The following is an 18887-nucleotide window of genomic DNA, read 5'->3' as shown; positions in this document are numbered from 1 at the left end:
TCAGCGATGGGTTGTGCGACATCCTTTTCCACCGGTCGATATTTCGGTCCCGCCCGGCCGCAGAATTGTTGCGCAATCACACCCCGCCATCAACATGCAGTTTGATTTTCTGCCGAAATCGGCCGCGGAGAGTTTGCCGCGTAGCAATGCACCGACATGGTGGCTCGCGCCGGCCGTTGTAATCCTCATCCCGGTCCTCGGGTCGTTCATTGCGTGGGCGTCCTTGATCGGCTGGTGTTCGGCCGGGGGATGCCCGGCGGGCTCATGGATGGACCTGCGCGGATTTCTTCAACCGGCCCCGTTCACCGTTCCCGGCGTGACGTTGCTGGCTGTCTGGTACGGAGCTGTCGTTGTCCTGGCGACAGTAGGTTGGCGACTGGGGCTCGGGACAACGCCGACACCGGAATTCGTCGAGCGCACCACCGGTCCGACGTTCGAGCGGCGGTACTTTTTCCTCATCCTCGCGGTGTCCGCGATCGGCGTCGGGTATGCGTACTCCCGAATCGCCGCCGCGACATCGATCAGCGACGCTTTGACCACCCAGACCGGCAATACGTTCACGGAGGCGCTACCGGATTCGGCCGGTATGGCGACGCTTCGGTATGCGACCATCCTGGCGGCACCCATCAGCGTCTACCTGTGGCGAAAAAAGGTGCTGCACCCCGGATTCATGCTGTTCGCAGTCTTACTCCTGGTGGCGAACTCGATGATTGCGTCTCGCCTATCGCTGCTGATGGCGGTCGTGGTGTACGTCGTCTTGCAGACCGCGGTTCCCCGCGAACCTGCCGGTGCCGACCGTAAATCGGTACGGCCTTGGCAGCTGTTCGTCGCGGTTGCGATCATGTTCACGCTCCTCACCGCACTCAACTTCATCCGGAACGGCAACTATTACCGCGATGCGGGTGTGTCGAATCCGATCGCGATGAACCTCTACCAGTCCGGCGCCTACCTTGCCGTGCCTGCACAGGTGTCCATTGGAGTGGCAGATGCGGTCATGCGCGGATCCTTCGACAACCCCGGGGCCCCGGTCGACTCGGCGGCGGCTGCGCTGCCCAGCTTCCTGGTCCCGGCGCACGAGGTCAGGGCCAAGGAATCACTGGGCGGCGACTCGTACGAATTCACTGTCTCATTTGCGCCGAACTTCACGACCAACTCCGAATTCGCCGATACCTACGCAGATTTTGGAGCGTGGGGATGGCTTTACACGCTTCTGCTGTTTCCGCTGGCCGGTTACGTCTTCGGGCGGTTCCTGACATACGGACCAGTGGTTGCCGGATCGGCCGGGGTTATTGCCTACTGCTTTGCCGAAGTGTGGCGTATTCAATTGTTGACCCAGGGAATTACCCTTTTCCTCGTCCTGCTGACGCTTGCTTGCGTGTTCTTGGCGGCACGGGGACCGTCCATCGGAAAGCTGGAACGCATGGTTCCGAGAGGAAATGTGAAGTCACTTGACTAGCAACTTTGCGGGTACTGCATATCGACCGGGCAATGCGGGCAGCGAATGGCTACGGTCCGCGGTTGCCGCGGTCCGCAATCGCTGGATCGTCTTACTACTGGGAGCGTTGGTCGGCGGGCTCCTGGGCGCGGTCCTGACCACTGCGCAGTCGCCGAGCTACGAGTCGTCGGCGGTGATCTACCAGACGCCCCACTTCGGTGACACCGATGGTATGAGTCGTCAGCGGACCGAGGCGTACACGAAATTGCTGACCTCTGACCTGGTCATCGAAACCGCGCTTGAAAACACGGGACTGGCGATGTCGATCTCCGATGTGCGTGAAATGACCACGGCCAGCGCCAACGTCGGAAGCGCGATCCTGACGGTGACGGTCCGTGCGGACGACGCGGACACGTCCGCAGAGCTTGCCAACGGCCTGGCACAAGCGCTTCCGGGCACCGTCTCGTCGCTGGACGGGATCACCTCTGCGCCCGAACAGCCGGCGACGGTGGACGGGATCACCTCTACGCCCGAACAGCCGGCCACGGTGGACGGGATCACCTCTACGCCCGAACAGCCGGCGACGGTGGACGCCGACCCGGTGCGGTTGTCCGTGATCAGCCCGGCTCTGTCCGACGACGCCGAGGGCGGCCCGAAGTATGTGCGCAACACCGCACTCGGCGTGGTCGCGGGACTGCTGGTGGGCTTGCTCTACGCGTATCTGCGGACACAGGTGAGCCGAAGAGTTCAGGATGCGGGCGCACTCGGCAAGTTTCTGTCCGGGCCGGTGTCGGCAGGCATTCCTGCCGACAAGGCTCTGGAATCCGGTCTCGTCGACTATCAAAGCAACAGTCCTGCGGCCGAAGCATTCCGCCGGCTTCGCGCCGTGATCGCCGACCACGAACCCGGCCGGGGCGATTGCCGAACCATCGTCGTTTCAAGCGCGGTCAGCGGTGACGGCAAGACAGCGGTCGCGGTGAACCTCGCAGTCGCTCTCGCAGAGAGCGGAAACGAGGTCGTATACGTCGACGCGGCCCCACCAGACACCGAGGGCTCCGGGGACCAGGCCGCACCGGCCGGGTTGTCCACCTACCTTCAGGGTGATGGTGACATCGGCCGATATGTCTCTGCGAGTAGATATTCGAAACTCTCGCTCATCTCAAGCGGTCCCGCGGCGGCCGGTTGGTCCGAGCTGATCGGCACCGGTCGGATGCGCACCGGACTGGCAGATCTCGCCACTCGCGCCGACTACATCATCGTGGACACCGCACCGCTGGGTACCCGATCCGATGCGCTCGTGCTGGGACGTTGGGCCGACGGCATCCTGCTGGTGGCGCGGTCCGACCACACCAGGTATGCAGAGCTGAGTGCTGCCCTCGAGCGCTTGTCATTGGCCGGAGTCCGCATGTGCGGCGTTGTGCTCAATGACTTTCCGAGGCCACTGGTCCGCAGCGTGCGCAAACGAGGCAAACGATTGTCAGGTACTCATCTGCTGGCACCTGCGTCCCGTCCCGTCAAAACAATCGTCTGACCAAGGGCCGGTGGGACATCGGGTTCGTCATCGGCAGGCCACGAAGATCGGCTCTCCCTTCGGCGGGTTGGTGGTCACGGCGCCGATGGTCACCTCGGTGTTGCCGGGTGACCCACCGACGCACCGGTCGCTATAGATCAAGATCGGCAGCCACCCCGAAGGCGCTTGCGTCCAGACCAATTCCGCGGTCGACACCGTCCCGGACGAGCCGAGGAACTGGACGAATGGTCCGCCACCTTCGGAACTGATCGGAGGGCCGGTCACCGTCACGCTGAGCTGGTCGATCTCGAAGTCCGGTGAGTTGTGAGCAGAGAACGCCAGCCCCGGCTTCGTGCTCGTTACGGAGACGGTTCCCAATGAGATGCCCTGCGCGGTCTGCAACCCGACGGCCCCGGTGCCCTGGGCGATCTCTGTGTCGGTCACGGAACAATCCGCCAGTCGGACACCGGTGACCGGTTGTGCTGCGACTGATTCCATGAGAACGGACCAACTACGGCAATCGGATACGGTGACCCCCGAGATGTCGAGGTCGAAACGGCTGAACGCGTCGCCGGTTGACCCGTTCGGTCTTGCGAGTACGTGCAACCCCATCTGCGAGTTCTCAATGGAGAGCCCAGTGAGGCTCACTCCTCGCGATGCCACGTAGCGCCACCCGGCATTTGAGTCAGCCGCGGCCGAATCGACCATGACACCTGCACCATTCGTCTTGCCACTGACCGTTACCCCGGTGATCGTCGACCGGTTGACACCGGCCAGACGCATCCCGTTCGCCGCACCGCCCGTCACGACCACATCGGAGATGCTGAAGTCGGCATTCGACCACCCGGTCAGAGCGGGGAACGAGAAGGTCTCGGAAGCATTGTCGAACTGGTTCTCCGCGGTGTGATAGGTCACCAGGGCCAGACCGTCGTCACCAGTATTGGTCGCTGAAAAGCGTTCGATGCTTCCGCGGCGGCAAGCGTTGAAGTGAAGTCCGTCGGCCATCGTGTTCTCGACGTGGAGGCCGTCGACACTGATGTCGGAAACGCCCATCATGATCACACCCGCCTGCGGGCTCGACTCCACTCTGCAGTTCAGCAGGCTCACCTCGCTCGCCGGACCGTTGGAGCCGGTCCAACCACTGGGGACGGCGGACGTTTCCGATGGGTAGCCCACGACCCGGATACCGTCGCCCATGGACCGCTGCGCCGGCTGCGTTGCCCATCGCACCGTCACGTTCTGCAGGGTTACGCGCTCCAACGGGCCGCGCAACACGATGCCGTGGCTCGTGCCGGCACCGTTGGCGTCGAGATTGTCCATCAGCAGTTCGGCGCCTGCGTCGAAGTCGATGGAAACGTCGGAGATCCCGGCTATCGAGATCGCCGCGGCGCCTGTCGGATTACGCTCCGCGAAGCGATACCGGCCAGCCGGGAAACGTAAGATGTCTCCAGCCCTCAACGCGGCGACGGCATTGCGGATGGCAACGGAATCATCGTGTAAGCCATCACCCACGGCGCCGAAAGCGCGGACATCGCGGATCTCGCCGTCGTCGGCGACGAGGCGAACGCCGTGGGTGGATACGGGCAAGGCGGCGGAACACGAGGTGAGCACCAACGCTGCCGGGAGCACACCGAGAAAACTACGACGCGATAGCGCCGGCGACCTGTCAGGCAATGGATCTCCTCTTCAATACCGAACAAATCGTCTCGGCCGTCACCGGCGACGAAATCTCCGACTGGCGCTGCTTGACATGCAGCTGCCCACGATCACTCAACAATGCCCTGGCGGCGTCGTCATTGCAGTACTTCTTCATGAGCAGCGCCAACGCCGCAGCGTCATGCGGGTCGAAATACTCGGCGCCGTGACCACACGTTTCCACCAGGACCGGGATGTTCGACGACAGGACAGCGGTATTCGATGCCATTGCCTCCAGCGGCGGGAGGCCGGCACCCTCGTACAGCGATGGCATCACCAGCAAGTCCGCGCGCGCCACCAGTGCGCGCAACCGGTCGAAGGGAAGTCGGCCCGTCAGCTGCACCCGGTCACCCAGGCTGTCCACGAGCCGGTTGACTCGCTCGTCGAGCGTTCTGAGCGACTCATCGCCACCGGCTATCACCAGTTTGTGCGGAACCGAATCCGATATCGCCGCAAACGCATCGAGAAGCACCGGCAGGTTCTTGTGCCGCTTGATGTTCCCGACATACAACACATACGGCGGCTGAATCGGTGACGGTGCAGGTTCGGGCGGAGAAAACCAAATATCGTCGACTGCGATGGGAGTCACGAGCATCTCGGCCGAAGGGGCGATCGCGGCCATGGAACGCGCGGTCGCCTGGGACGGCGTGAAAATTGTTTCCGCCCGCCGTGCGCTGAGTCGCAGCATTGTTCGTGCGTACGCGTTCTTGGCCAGATTCTGGTCGCTCAACTTGTTGTCTTCGATATGGAGGGTGTCGTGCACCGTAGAAAAAAATCGGACGTTTCGACGACGTGGAGACAAAAGAGCAAGAGGAAAAGGATAGTGCGGAACCCATAGTGCCTGGGGACGCGTCAATGACAATGCGCGACCCCACGCACGTTGTTCCTGCGTCGAATACATCCGGGCATCGGCAGGATCCGAGAGAACCACGCGCGTGTTTGCGCTGATCACAGGTATCGCGTTTCGATCGGCGAGTATGGCCAGACTCAATCTACGATCGTTGAGTACCTGTTCGAGAAACGGGATCTGGGTCCTGATGTAAGTGCCGATACCGCTCTGACGGATATGCCGGGCATCGAACAACACGTCAACGGGTAGCACGCTGTCGCTGCTCGCCTGAGCGGCGCGGGAAGTGTCCACGAATTCATTGTCGCAGGTTTGACAATTCGACGGAAACGTTTGTTCGTGTGGTGACACGACGACCCCCAATATAAAATGATATCTTCGGGCACGAACGAACTGACTATCTGCTGGGGCAGCGGAAGTTCTTCAGCAGCATTTCTCGGCAAGCGAAGGGCGACTTTGCGTGGATATCCGCAATTCTCAATTGGCCGGTTCCCCGGATGAAATGGACGTATGCCGAGTGATTGCCACCTGTCGCGGACTCCCGAAACAATCATGACCGATCCCCGGTTGGCAATAGTCCACGAGCGATTCACGGAGATCGCCGGTTCTGAACACGTCGTCGAGCAGATGTCCGTGACGTGGCCGCACGCCGCCGTCCACGTTCCACTTGCCCGTCCGGCGGGCATACCGGCAGGCCTGTCGTCCCCTCCGGTCACGACTTGGGTTGACGGCGCTTACCGCCTGCTGGGGAAGTCTTCTTACGCCCCGTTGATGCCGTTGCTGCCAAGAGCCTTTCGCGGCATGAAACTGGGTCCGGTAGATGCGGTGGTGGTGAGCCATCACGCCTTTGCCACGCAGGTCGCCTTCGCCACCGACGCCCCGGTGATCGCATACGTACACAGTCCGGCGCGCTGGGCTTGGGATCCTGCCTTTCGCGCGCAAGAAGCCGGGGGCGCCGCCGGTGCGGTCGTGCTCGCAGGACTGGCGCGGGTGGCGCGGCGCGACGAGTTGAGAGCCGTGGACCGGCTCACGCAGATCGTCGCGAACTCGACCGAGGTCGCCGACAGAATTCACCGTTGGTGGGGCCGGGACGCAGTGGTGGTGCATCCACCCGTGGACACAAACGGTTTCACGCCTGATCACTCGATCGAGCGGGAGGACTTCTTCCTGCTCGCCGGTCGTCTGGTCCCCTACAAACGGCCGGATCTCGCGATCATGGCCGCGCGGCGGGCCGGTAAACGACTCGTCGTCGTAGGTGATGGCCGATGGATGGACGTCTGCAAAGAGCTGGCTGCCGCCGACACGATCTTTGCCGGGAGACTCCCCCACGATCAACTGCTGGCACTCTACCGGCGCGCACGAGCTCTGATAATGCCCGGTGTCGAGGACTTCGGCATCGTTCCGGTCGAGGCGATGGCCACCGGGACGCCGGTGATCGCTTTGGGCGAGGGGGGCGCGCTCGACACGGTCATCCCGGGCGAGACCGGGGTTCTTGTTCCCACCGGTGACGACGAACAGGTGGTCAGCGGCCTCGCCCACGCCATGCAGGCGTTCGATCCGACCGATTTCGACTCAGAGAAGATCCGCACGTGGGCCGAGGGTTTCTCGCGGAAAATGTTTGGTGAGAACATGATCGGTGTTGTCGACGGCGTACTCAAAGCCCGCTGACGACACCGACGTCCGGCAACTTCTGCTGCACTGTCAGGGACCCGTTGCCGCGTAGCACTAACCCACAAGTCTTTTGGCGGACCTTTCTTCGTTGCTCTCGGGCGTTGGTTCGAGCGGGAAGTGACAAGCGGCGAACTGCCCGGATTGAATCTCCCTGACTTCGGGTTCCGTTGTGGCGCAGAGATCTTGGGCGTTGGGGCAGCGAGTGCGGAAACGGCATCCGGTCGGCGGGGCCAGGGGTGAGGGTACGTCGCCTTCGAGCGCCGGTCCGGCGAATCCCTTGTCGGGGTCGGTCAGTGGCACCGAGTCCAGCAGTGCGCGGGTGTAGGGGTGAGCGGGGTTGTCGTACACCTGGACCGAGTCGCCGAACTCGCAGACCTTGCCCAGATACATCACCATGACGTTGTCGCTGACGGTGCGCACGACGCCGAGGTCGTGGGCGATGAACACCACGGTGAGGTCGAACTCCGCTTTGAGTTCTTCGATGAGATTGAGGATTTGGGCTTGCACCGATACATCGAGTGCGGAGACGGGTTCGTCGCAGATCAACAGTCGCGGGTTCAGCGCCAGAGCGCGGGCGATGGCCACGCGTTGGGCTTGGCCGCCGGAGAGCGCACGTGGGAGGACGTCCGAATAGCGTTCCGGGGAAAGACCCACCGAATCGAGGACCTTGGCCGAGGTGGTGGCGCGGTCAGCTTTCGGAGCGCCCGCCACGGCCATCCCTTCCACGACGATGTCTTTGACGGATCGGCGCGGATTCAGGGAACTGACCGGGTCTTGAAAAATCATCTGCATGTCACGCCGCAGCACCCGCATGGCCTTTTCGTCGGCCTTTTCGATCCAATCATTCCCGAACCGGATCCGGCCCGCGGTGACCCGGTCCAGGCGCAGGACCGCCCGGCCGGTGGTCGATTTGCCGCAACCGGATTCCCCGACGATGCCCAGGGTTTCGCCGGGCAGCACATCGAAGCTGATCTTGGAGACCGCCTGCACGGTGCCGGCGCTGGTGGGATATTCCACGACGAGGTCTTCGACGCGCAGGAGTGCCTGATCGCCGCGTAGATGCGCGGTGCCGCTGCCAGCCATGAGTTCTACCTTCCGGACAGTTCGAGGGTTTTGATGGGCTGCGGCAGCACCGGGTGCAGACACGCCACCTGGTGATCGCCGCCGGCTGACTGCAGCGTCGGGCCCGGTGTGACGCAGTCGGATTGGACGTGTTCGCATCGCGGCGCGAACCGGCATCCGGGCGGTGGCACGGTGGGGTCGGGCAACGAGCCCGAGATCACCCGCAAGGGCGCATGCCGGGCATGGTCGATCGTCGGTGTGGCACCCAGCAGCGCGTGGGTGTAGCGATGCATCGGCGCCTCGAACACCTCACGGGTGGAACCGACTTCGGCGAGGCGGCCTGCATACATGACCGACACCCGATCGGTGCGTCCGGCGACGACGGCGAGGTCGTGGCTGATCAGCATCATGCCCATGTCGCGTTCGCGTTGCACCCGCCGCAGCAGGTCCAGGATCTGGCGCTGGATGGTCACATCAAGCGCGGTCGTCGGCTCGTCGGCGATCAGCAGGTCCGGCTCACACGCCAGCGCGATCGCGATCATCACCCGCTGACGCATCCCGCCCGACATTTCATGCGGATAGTTCTTCAGCCGCCGTTCCGGATCGGGAACCCCCACTTCCTGAAGGAGTTTCAGTGCCCGGCTGCTCGCTTCGGAACGACTGACCCCGAGGTGCTTGCGCATCCCTTCGGTGAGTTGACGCTCCACCCGCACCACCGGATTGAGGGAACGACCCGGGTCCTGGAAGACCATGGCGATCTGCTTCCCCCAGATCTCCAGCGTCTCTTTCTTGTTCAGGGCCAGCAGATCCCGGCCCTGAAAGGTCACTTCACCCGAGCGTGCAGAGCGCGGCGGCATCAGCCCCATGATGGCCCGGGCCATCACCGACTTGCCCGAGCCGGACTCCCCCACGACCCCAAGTGCCTGACCGGTGTCAAGCGTGAGGGACACATCGTCGACAGCCCGAACCGTCCCGCGAGCGGTACCGATGTACGCCCGAAGATTGTTCACCTCGAGCAGCGGCCCGCCACGCTTGCCTTTCGCGAGATCTGAAGGGTTGCCGGGCCGTTCCATCTCGGACTCAACGCTCATGGTCACTCTTCCTGGGCTCGATCATGTCTCAGTGCTGGATTGTCTTGTCGAACTTCATGCGGAGGTGGTCGCCGAGCTGATTGAGGGCGAAGACGGTGAAGAAGATGGCCAGCGCCGGGACGAAGACCAGGTGCGGCGACGTCGCGAGCGCGTCTTTGCCGTCACTGATCATTCCGCCCCAACTGGGCGTGGGTGGGGGGATGCCCAGTCCGAGGAAGCTCAGGGAGCCTTCGGCCACGATCAGGGCTGCCATCACGATGGGCAGATAGGAGGCCAGTGGCGCGATGACGTTGGGCAGGATCTCTTTGAACAGGATCCGAGAGTGTCCGGCGCCCATATTCCTTGCGGCACGGACGAACTCTCGCGATGACCAGGCCATCGTGTTGGCGCGGGACAGGCGGATGAACGCGGGGATGACGACCAGGGTCAGACCGGCGAGCATGGTCGTGACGCTGGGTTCGAAGATCGAGGCCAGTGCCAGCAGCAGGATCAGGGGCGGGAAGGCGAGCATGGCATCGGCCAGCAGTGAGATGCCGTTGTCGAGGTGGCGACCGAAGTAGCCACCCACCAATCCGACCAGCGATCCGATGATGAATCCGACCAGTCCGGCAACGGTTCCCACGACCAGCGAGACACGGGCGCCGTAGATGATTCGGGACAGCTCGGACCGTCCGAAGTTGTCGGTCCCCAGGAGCAGATCGAGTGATCCGAAGGCCGGATTCAGTCGGGGTGCGCCAACGGGGATGTCGTAAGGGGCGATGGGGAGCAGGTTGGCGAACAGCGCGGCCAGGATCAGTGCGACCAGCCAGCCCACCGACAGGTACACCAGAAATGAGCGGGGTTTGCGGACCGCGGGGACCACCAGTGCCGGTGTCGTAGGGGTGTGCGGACCGGCGGTGGGGAGGGGTTCTTTGGTGATCATGTCGGTCATGCTGTGGCCGCCACCTTCCGGACGCGTGGGTCGATCAGTCCATAACTGAGGTCGACGATGGTGTTGATGGAGACGTAGACGACGGCGACGAACACCACGATGCCCTGCACCATGATCAAGTCGCGCGTGGTGATGGATGCGGCGATCAATTGCCCCAAACCTGGTAGCCCGAAGAGGGTTTCGACGATCACGGTGCCACCGATCAAACGGCCCAGATTGATGCCGGCCAGAGTGATCAACGAAAACGACGACGGCCGGAAGGCGTGCCGGAACATGACGTAGGTGCCCGACATCCCTTTCGCGCGAGCCGCGGCGATGTAGTCCTCGCCGAGAGTGCCGATCAGGTCGGTGCGCAGTAACCGGTGGAAGGAGGCGATCTCGGTCAGTGCGATCGCGATCGCAGGCAACAGCGCGCTCTGCAGATTCAAACCCAGTCCGTCACTGATATCGGACCAACCAAGGACCGGGAATATCTGCAGCTGGATCGCGAAGAAGTAGATGAGGATCGGGCCGGCAATGAACGCCGGCACCGACAAGAAGACCGCCGAGAGCGCGTTGATGCCGCGATCGAGGGCCGACCCCGGCCGCGACGCCGAGATCACACCCATCACGATCGAGACCACCAAAGCGATCAACAGGCCCAACGCTGCCAGCTCCAACGTCACCGGCAGTCGCTCGAAGATCGCCTCGGTGACGGACTGATTGGTCAACGGCGAGGTACCGAGGTCCCCGGTCACCGCATTACCCAGCCAGTCCAAATACTGCGACCAAACGGGCCTGTCAAGCCCCAACTGCGCATCCATTTCCGCAACAGCTTCGGGGGTCGCATTATCACCAAGAATGACCTGCGATGCAGAACCGGGGGCCAAACTCAGCAAACTCACCACCGCAATGGTCACCAATAGGACCACAGCAATGCTGCGCGCGAGACGCGTCGCAATTGTGCGAAGCATGAATAGTCAACTTTCGTCCTGAGCGAGGGGCTGAAGGAGCTTGTGACATGCCGATTTATGTTGATTACGCGGAACGGACTGCGCACCATGGCATGTGTGACCCTGAGCGCTTTCACTGGTTTCTTGTGACAAACGCCGCATTGACAGCGACTGTGTTCTCACAATAGAAGAACGGTCCTCTCAATGGCAATACCCAAATCGGACTTTTCTCAGGAGCTACTGCCGGCGAGAGCAAAACACAAATTCGCACGAGAAATGAACAGCCGCGGCTTACCAGCACGCGAATTGTGGAAGATTCACAATCCCGAAAGGATGATGCCGATCCGACATCTAAAATTGGCGCGCCAAATAGGCGCTACCACAACATATTCAAATGCCGCAGTATGCGACGCGGCCTGTCACCTCCGACAGGCCGCGGTGCTCGGGCCTTGTTTATGTCATCTGGCACCCTCGATACGGAGGTCGGCGATCTGTCGACGCACGTGGTGTTTCTGGACCTTGCCGGATGCCGTCCGCGGAAAGTCTTCCACCTCATGGAGCTCTTCCGGCCATTTCTGTCTGGCGGTGCCGACGTCCGCGAAATGCTGTTGAACCTCGGAGAGCGTCGGCATCACCTGCCCGGGTTTGACCCGCACAACGGCGGCAGTGCGTTCCCCGAATCGCTCGTCCGGCGCCGCGACGACCACGGCTTCCGCAATCGCGGACATTTCAAGCAAAACGTCCTCGACCTGCGCAGCACTCACATTCTCGCCACCGCGAATAATGATGTCGGACTTACGATCTGTGATCGTCAGATAGCCATCGTCGTCGATCACCCCGATATCACCGGTGCGGTACCAGCCATCCTCGTCGAACGCCTGTGCCGTCAGTTCCTGGTCCGTATAGCCCAGACACAGATCCGGTCCGCGACTGAGGATTTCACCGTCCTGCCCCAACCTGATCTCCACGCCCAGCTTCGGATTGCCGTCCGTCAGCAGGCGCTTGTCCTCGGGAGCCGTCGTGACCGACCCGGTGATCGAGGGATGTTCGGTACTCCCGTATGACCGGGTGACGATGATGCCCAGGTCAGAAAGACGCCGGGTGACCGCGGCAGGAACCGTCGATCCGCCGAGTCCGATGTATTTGAGGTAATGCAGATGGTCCGGGGTGAAGTCGGGGTGATCCAGCAGGCTGGTCACGAAGTACGTCGGTCCGCCACCGATCGCGACACCATCGGAGTCCATCAGGGCGATCACCCTGGTCGGATCCCACTCGTCGCAGAGGTCGACAGGGGTCCCCTCGAGCACCGGGATCAGGAAAGCCCCCAACATGCCGATGAAGTGGCCGACCGGGAGCGCGGTGAGTTGCCTGCCGCGGTCCGCTTGATAGTTCGCCAGTAGTTGCCGGGTCTCGAATGCCAGTGTCTGATGAGTGTGGATGACACCCTTCGGATCACGCGTCGTCCCCGAGGTGTACGCAATCAATGCCGGGTTGGTCGGGTCGACGTCGAGTGCGCCCGCCATCGGAAGGTCATCGAGCAGGTCGTCGAAGTTCAGGCCGACCACACCCACAATCGGAACTGCCGCACTGACTTCCGGAGCGTAGGTCAGACGCCCGAACCGCTCGGCAGTGATGAACACGCGCGGCTTGGCGCGCTCGAGTATGAAACCCAATTCCTTTGGGCCATAGAAATGCACGATCGGAACGACCACTGCACCGAGCAACGACGATGCCCAGAACGTGGCCGCGGCCTCCATCCAGTTCGGGAGTTGAAAGGCGATGACATCCCCTGCTCGCACGCCGCGGGACCGCAGGCCTGCTGCCAGCCGACGGGCAACCAGTTCGACGTCGGCCAATGTTCCCGAGTACGGCCGCACTTTCGAATGAATCCGGAAGTGAACCCCCGCAGAGTCGTTCAAACCCTTCCCGAGAATTTCTCCGAGCGACTCGTCCGTCCACCACCCCATCGCCTCGTAATGCGCTCTCAGGTGGTCGGGGAGGTGCCGAACCGGAATTTCGCTGATCGTCGAATCCATCTGCTTAACAGTTCCTTTCACGATCTGAAGTGTGTCTCTGGCTTGATGCGGCGAGTTGGACTCAGGTGTGTGCGATCGGATCGAGCAGCTCTGCGAGTTGCTCGACCATGTATCCGATCGCGAGGTTTGAACCGGGGGTTGACGGATACGAGAGGTTCCAGATGTGCGGTTCCCCTTCATGCACCTTCAGACGCACATCGACCCCGGCTTCGGCAGCGATGCGACACAGGAGCAACGAGTCGTCTCGGAGCACCTCGGAATCGCTGACCTGCACGATGATTCGCGGTTGACCCGCCCAATCTCCGAGTACCGGCGAGACCAACGGATCCGTTGCCGGGGTCCCGGCCAGGTAGCTCGCTGCGGCTTCGGACGCCTGATCGTGTGAGAAGCGGGCGTCGGTTGCGGCATTCTCGGCAAAACTCGCGGCAGTATTCCGCAGGTCGGCCCAGGGTGAGAACAGGAATGCGCCGGCAGGAGCGGAGATCTCGAGTTGCCGTATCCGTAGCAACAGCGCCGCGGCCAACCCACCTCCCGCGGAATCCCCCCATAGCACCAGACGTTCGGGCCCGATCTGCTCGATGATCGACCGGTAGGCGGTCAGTGCATCGTCCACCGCGGCGGGGAAAGCACTCACGGTCGAGAGGCGATAGCCCACGGAGAACACCTGGGTCTTGCAGGCGACCGCGATCCGGGACACGCTCTCGGAGAACATCTGCGGGGACCCTTTGCGGTAGCCGCCTCCGTGGAAATGAAGCAGCGCGGTGTCGGTACTCGCGCCGCGCGGCCGGATCCGCAGCACCGGTACACCCGCGAAGTCGAGTTGTTCGATCTCGACGGTGACGTCCGGATCGGCTGCAGCAAAATCTGTTTCGGTCATCGCCTCCCTTTCAGAGAGCTTCATTCCAGTCATGGGTCGGTGCGCGACCGCCGATCTGCCTCGTCAACAGCTGCGCCGAAGCGATGACGGGCTGTGCTGCCGTCGCGATCTCTTTGCCTACGAGCTTGCCGATGTGAAGCAGGGTGAGACAGAAGACAACCCGGCCATCGGGGTCGAAGACCGGCGCCGCGATGTTCCCGACGGTGTATTCGACATCCGGATCGACCTCCAAAACCGCATAGTTCGGTTGGTCGTCAAAGAACTGTTCGAGCAGCGCCTCGCGTAGAGCGAGATCGTTCGGGCGTTCGGCGAGGTCATGGGTCAGTGAGCGCCGTACCGGGTTCGGATCGTCCAGCCCCACCGTGTAGCCCCGTTGCCGTACCGCTGGACCGTACGACTGGAGATAGTCGGCCACACGTTCGTGCAGATCTCCAGGCATTTCCAAGATCCGCTCGCGCAACTCGGCCGGTGCCATCCATGCCATGAAGGGCTGCCCGAACGGGGGCTGCAGTGGTATCCGCTGTCCCGGAGCGAGTTCGAGCGCTCGCCCCGTCGGCTTGCCTTCGACGGCCATGCAGAGGATGTCCCTGCCGACCATGACGGTGCCCGAGCACTCGTGGCCGGTGGACGCCGCCAAAGCTGCCAACTCCTTGCGCGCCAGTTCGATAACCGGGTTGGCGCCCGCTGCCGCGTGCCCGGCAGCCAGCACCGCGGGGCCGAGTGTGTACGTCTTGTGGCGAGGGTGCCGCGACACGTAGCCCCCATCGCCCATGGCCTTGAGCACCGCAAACATCGAGCCCGGACTCACGTCCAATGCCTTCGAGAGCTCGCTCAGCGTGAAGGTGCCGCGCTCATTCACCGTCAGAAAATCCAGTACTTGCAGTGCGCGCCGCGCCGAGAGGGACATCCAACTCCTTCTGTGACCAAATCGTTGACGTGATGTTCGCCTCAGGCTAGCGTAATCCACCAAGTTCCGAAACACTTTTCGAAATGATGAAAAAAGGTGGGAAATGCTGAACGAAGTCTTCATGCGAAAAGCTTTGGAAAGTTCGAATCTGCACGCCCTGCGATTGGCGCTGCTGCACGCCACCGGCGATCAAGAGCTCGCGGCAATGAAGCTCGAGCTGGTGCCGATCCGCAGCGGCGCCGCGTTCGAGATGACGATTGCCGAGGAATCGCGGGCGGACCTGTTCCGCAAAGCGGAAGAGTTCGTGTCCAACAACGCCGCCACGTACATCCCGCGAGAACTCGACGAAGATGAACTCCGCGCGATGATGGAACTCGCTCTGGGTCACGAGCTCACAGACGCAGAGTTCGCGGTGGCGCGGACCATGCCCGCGGTCGAGAAGTTCCCGCTTTTCACCAAGTGGACCGAGCAGCGCCCAGACCGCGCCGATGATTTCACCGTTGTCATCGTCGGCGCGGGCCTGTGTGGAATCGCGATGGCCGTCCAACTCGAGCAACTCGGCATCTCGTACGTGCTCTACGAGCGGCGACCAGATGTCGGGGGTACCTGGGCCATCAACACCTACCCGGATGCGCGCGTCGACACGGCGAGCACCACGTACGAATACAGTTTCGTGAAAAACCATCCGTGGACCGAACAATTCGCGCGGCAACCCGAGGTGCGCGGCTATCTCGAGATGGTCGCGAAGTCATACAACGTATTCCAGAACATCAGGTTCGAGCACGAGGTGCAGGCAGCCGAATTCGATGAGTCGTCATCGATGTGGTCGCTACGGGTGTCCGACCGAAATGGCTTGGCCGAGAACGTGACCAGCAATTTCGTCGTGACTGCGACGGGGCTGTTCTCGACTCCGAAGAGGCTCGACACCGAGGGTATCGAGGAGTTCACCGGCGAAGTCATCCATACGACGGAGTGGACCGACGAGCACAGCGCGAAGGGCAAATCGGTCGCGATCATCGGCAACGGTTCCACCGGCGTCCAGATTCTGTCCCGGATCGCCGAGGACGCCGAGCAGGTTCACGTGTTCCAGCGAACCCCCCAATGGATCGCGCCCCGCGAAGGATACGGCGAAACCGTGAGCCCGGAAATGCGGTGGATTCTCGACAACATTCCGCACTACTGGAACTGGGCCCGCACCACGGCACTCAAACCCAACAATCCCCGCGACACGATCCAGCCGGATCCCGAATGGCGCGCTGCCGGTGGCATTTTCAGCAAGAGCAACGATCGGCTCCGGACAAATCTGACCCAGTACATCCGATCCCAGGTCGATGACCGCGCCGACCTCGTCGAAAAGCTCATACCCGACTACACGCCCGCGGCGCGCCGTCCGGTGGTGGACAACGGCTGGTACCGATCGCTCACCCGGGACAACGTGGAACTGGTGACCGACGGCATCGAAAAGTTCACCGAGCATGGGATCGTCACCGTCGACGGCACCGAGAGACGAATCGACATGGCGCTCAGCGCGGTTGGCTTCGAGGTGACGAAATGGCTGTGGCCGATCGACTTCCGCGGACGCGGCGGCGTCAGTATCGAAGATCGATGGAATCTGCCGGGAGGTCCGCGGGCATACCTGGGCCTCGCGATCCCCGAGTTCCCGAACCTGTTCGTGCTCTATGGCCCCAACGCGCAGCCGGCAACCGGTGGCGGCATCGGCGTCGGCGGGCTCCCCGCGTGGATGGAGTCGTGGGTGGGTTACATCGCCAGGGTGATCGTCGCCGTCGTAGAAGACGGGAACACTTGCGCCGAGGTCACCGACGAGGCCTTCTGGGAGTACAACAATGCGATCGACGACGAGGCGAGCAAACTCATCTGGCTCGATCCTGCCGCGAACCCGAAGCGGAACTACTACGTCAACGAGCACGGGCGGTTGGGTACGAGCACCCCGATGTCCGGACTCGAGCTCGCAACGCGGCTTCTGCATCTCAATCGAGCAGATTTCACGTTTTCCACTGTGGCACAGGGCTCTTCGGATGCTGACGGAACCGACGAACTCGAGACCGTGGCCTGACGCTCCCCGCGACGCATCACAACCCCGACGTCCCCTGCACTGACCACCCGAGAGAAAGCCGAGAACACAACATGATCGATCTAGGACTGGATGGGGCCCGCGCCATCGTCGTCGGCGCAGGCTTCATTCCCATGCGCGCCGGGAACGGGCGCGGTTCCGCGTTGCAACTCGCCAGGGCCGGTGCCACCGTCGCCTGTGTCGACAAGGATGCCGAACGCGCCGAACAGACCGTCCGGGAGATAACAGCCGAGGGCGGCAAGGCATTCGCGATCGTTGCCGACGTGCTCGACTCCGGGGAGGCTCGGCGCGCGGTCGACGAGGCGGCGGCACAGATGGGCGGACTGGACGTATGCGTCGACATCGTCGGTGGCGCAATGTGGAGCAAGGCCGCCGACATCCCGGATGAAGACTGGGACGCGCAGATCCTCCTCAATCTCACGCAGGTCTTCTATGTGTTCAAAGCTGCTATCCCGCACTTGATCCTGAATGAGAAGGGCGGCTCACTCATCGCCATCACCTCGGTCGACGGAATCGGTTCGTCCCGCTTCCATGCCGGATATGGGGCGGCCAAGGCCGGCGTCGTCTCGCTCGTGAAGACGTTCGCCGATGAATACGGCAAGCACGGCGTACGGGTCAACTCGATCGCACCCGGCAACGTCGGCGGCGGCAACTGGGATCTCCCGGAGATCCCATTCGGTGAGGATGTCGTCAATGCACTCGCACCGCCCCGCGGCCGCGACATCGCCGATACCGTCCTGTTCCTCGCCTCCGGCCTCTCCGCGAAGATGACCGGTCAGACACTGGTCGTCGACGGTGGCGCAGTGATCCAGAGTCCCTGGCGCATGACCGAGGACCAGATCGGCCGCAATGCCGCGTTCTCGAATGCGTCGTCCTAGCTCGACCGCCAGAGCGTCTGCGATCACCGGCCGCGGAACCAGAACGGAGCACATATGACCGACAGCCATATCCCGGCTGTGACCGACGCTTTTCTCGTGACCGACAAAGTCGCGCTCATCACCGGCGGGGGCAGTGGCATCGGCCAGGAGACGGCGATCGTGCTGGCATCGGCAGGTGCGCGTGTGATCGCCACGGACATTGACGAATCCGGTCTGGCGCAGACGCGTTCGCGGGCCGGGAACGAAGGCCTGTCTATCGACACTCGTCACCTGGACGTCTCCGATCCTGTTGCGGTGTCCAGAACGGTCGATGATGTTGTCGCCCAGCATGGTCGGCTGGACATCCTGGTCAACGCGGCCGGCATCATGATCATGCGAAACGCACTCGAGGTGACACCCGAGGAACTCGAGAAAGTACTTCGCATCAATGTCGGCGGCACGTTCTTCGCATGCCAGGCAGCGGGTCGGGTGATGTCGGCCGGTGGGAGCATCATCAATCTCACCTCGGCCATCCTCGACCGGTCCAGCCCCGGACGGATCACCTACGCGATCTCGAAAGGCGGCGTTGCGCAATTGACCCGCACCTTCGCACTGGAGTTGGGATCGGCAGGCATCCGCGTCAACGCCATCGCTCCGGGATGGGTCGAGACGGGTATGACCAATCAGCACTGGACCGATGCCGACGGTTCCATCGATGACGACAAGCGAGAGAAATACATCACGATGATGACCACGGCGTCGCCGCTCGGAGTGGTCGGCACCACCCGCGACATCGCGCTGTCTGCGCTGCAACTCGCCTCTGGGGCGGGCTCTTTCATCACCGGCCAAGTGGTGCGGATCAACGGTGGTTCATTCATGGCGTAGCTGCCATCGGCCACAAGACGAAATCGACAACAGGCACCCCGCATCCGCGGAGCGAATAT

General features: G+C 62.6%; 15 protein-coding genes. 6 read left to right on the top strand and 9 right to left on the bottom strand.

The genetic code is table 11. The features are described 5' to 3' along the window. The first annotated feature begins 94 nt into the window (after positions 1-94). The gene (locus AC1TPF_RS22790) at positions 95-1456 is read left to right on the top strand and encodes a hypothetical protein (protein WP_482140574.1); all 1362 of its coding nucleotides are present in this window, start codon (positions 95-97) and stop codon (positions 1454-1456) included. Next, entirely contained in the window at positions 1449-2966 is a 1518-nt protein-coding gene (locus AC1TPF_RS22785; RefSeq protein WP_482145381.1) for a tyrosine-protein kinase domain-containing protein, read from the top strand. Before AC1TPF_RS22790 ends, AC1TPF_RS22785 begins: the two co-directional genes overlap by 8 nt. A 27-nt stretch (positions 2967-2993) precedes the next feature. On the opposite strand, the gene AC1TPF_RS22780 is transcribed toward AC1TPF_RS22785, so the two are convergent. Continuing rightward, the gene (locus tag AC1TPF_RS22780) at positions 2994-4619 is read right to left on the bottom strand and encodes a glycosyl hydrolase family 28-related protein (RefSeq protein WP_482145380.1); all 1626 of its coding nucleotides are present in this window, start codon (positions 4617-4619) and stop codon (positions 2994-2996) included. Further along, entirely contained in the window at positions 4612-5781 is a 1170-nt protein-coding gene (locus tag AC1TPF_RS22775) for a glycosyltransferase family 4 protein (protein WP_482140579.1), read from the bottom strand. Before AC1TPF_RS22775 ends, AC1TPF_RS22780 begins: the two co-directional genes overlap by 8 nt. A 258-nt stretch (positions 5782-6039) precedes the next feature. Between AC1TPF_RS22775 and AC1TPF_RS22770 the strand changes: the two genes are divergently transcribed. After that, complete coding sequence (locus AC1TPF_RS22770; RefSeq protein WP_482140581.1) at positions 6040-7155, top strand: glycosyltransferase; 1116 nt, start codon at positions 6040-6042, stop codon at positions 7153-7155. Between the two features lie 57 nt (positions 7156-7212). Here the strand turns inward: AC1TPF_RS22770 and AC1TPF_RS22765 are convergent, their stop codons facing one another. From AC1TPF_RS22765 to AC1TPF_RS22735, 7 genes are all read right to left on the bottom strand, one after another. Next, positions 7213-8241 carry an ABC transporter ATP-binding protein gene (locus AC1TPF_RS22765; RefSeq protein ID WP_482140583.1) on the bottom strand — a complete coding sequence of 343 codons (1029 nt, stop codon included), beginning with the start codon at positions 8239-8241 and terminating at the stop codon, positions 7213-7215. A 5-nt stretch (positions 8242-8246) separates the two neighbouring features. Further along, positions 8247-9311: an ABC transporter ATP-binding protein gene (locus AC1TPF_RS22760; RefSeq protein ID WP_482140585.1), complete on the bottom strand. Its 1065-nt coding sequence runs from the start codon at positions 9309-9311 to the stop codon at positions 8247-8249. A 28-nt stretch (positions 9312-9339) separates the two neighbouring features. Then, positions 9340-10242 (bottom strand): ABC transporter permease, encoded by a 903-nt coding sequence (locus AC1TPF_RS22755; protein ID WP_482140587.1) that lies wholly within the window; start codon positions 10240-10242, stop codon positions 9340-9342. Next, a complete protein-coding gene (locus tag AC1TPF_RS22750) occupies positions 10239-11195 on the bottom strand; it encodes an ABC transporter permease (protein ID WP_482140589.1) in 957 nt (318 codons plus the stop codon). The genes AC1TPF_RS22755 and AC1TPF_RS22750 overlap by 4 nt, the downstream gene beginning before the upstream one ends. A 437-nt stretch (positions 11196-11632) precedes the next feature. Beyond that, the gene (locus tag AC1TPF_RS22745; protein WP_482141432.1) at positions 11633-13210 is read right to left on the bottom strand and encodes an AMP-binding protein; all 1578 of its coding nucleotides are present in this window, start codon (positions 13208-13210) and stop codon (positions 11633-11635) included. A gap of 61 nt (positions 13211-13271) precedes the next feature. Continuing rightward, positions 13272-14087 (bottom strand): alpha/beta hydrolase fold domain-containing protein, encoded by an 816-nt coding sequence (locus tag AC1TPF_RS22740; RefSeq protein WP_482145379.1) that lies wholly within the window; start codon positions 14085-14087, stop codon positions 13272-13274. A 10-nt stretch (positions 14088-14097) separates the two neighbouring features. Next, positions 14098-14994: an IclR family transcriptional regulator gene (locus tag AC1TPF_RS22735; RefSeq protein WP_482140593.1), complete on the bottom strand. Its 897-nt coding sequence runs from the start codon at positions 14992-14994 to the stop codon at positions 14098-14100. A 103-nt stretch (positions 14995-15097) separates the two neighbouring features. Between AC1TPF_RS22735 and AC1TPF_RS22730 the strand changes: the two genes are divergently transcribed. The 3 genes from AC1TPF_RS22730 to AC1TPF_RS22720 all read left to right on the top strand — a co-directional run bounded on the left by AC1TPF_RS22730 (position 15098) and on the right by AC1TPF_RS22720 (position 18828). Then, positions 15098-17068, top strand: a complete 1971-nt coding sequence (locus AC1TPF_RS22730) for a flavin-containing monooxygenase (RefSeq protein ID WP_482140595.1) — start codon at positions 15098-15100, stop codon at positions 17066-17068. 71 nt (positions 17069-17139) lie between these two features. Next, the gene (locus AC1TPF_RS22725) at positions 17140-17964 is read left to right on the top strand and encodes an SDR family NAD(P)-dependent oxidoreductase (protein ID WP_482140597.1); all 825 of its coding nucleotides are present in this window, start codon (positions 17140-17142) and stop codon (positions 17962-17964) included. A 54-nt stretch (positions 17965-18018) separates the two neighbouring features. Next, on the top strand, positions 18019-18828 hold the full coding sequence (locus AC1TPF_RS22720; RefSeq protein ID WP_482140598.1) for an SDR family NAD(P)-dependent oxidoreductase: 810 nt from the start codon (positions 18019-18021) through the stop codon (positions 18826-18828). Positions 18829-18887 lie beyond the last annotated feature (59 nt).

This window comes from Williamsia sp. Y853 (assembly GCF_056786495.1).
Note: the sequence above shows the minus strand (reverse complement) of the source record. Positions and strands in the feature narration are given on the sequence as shown.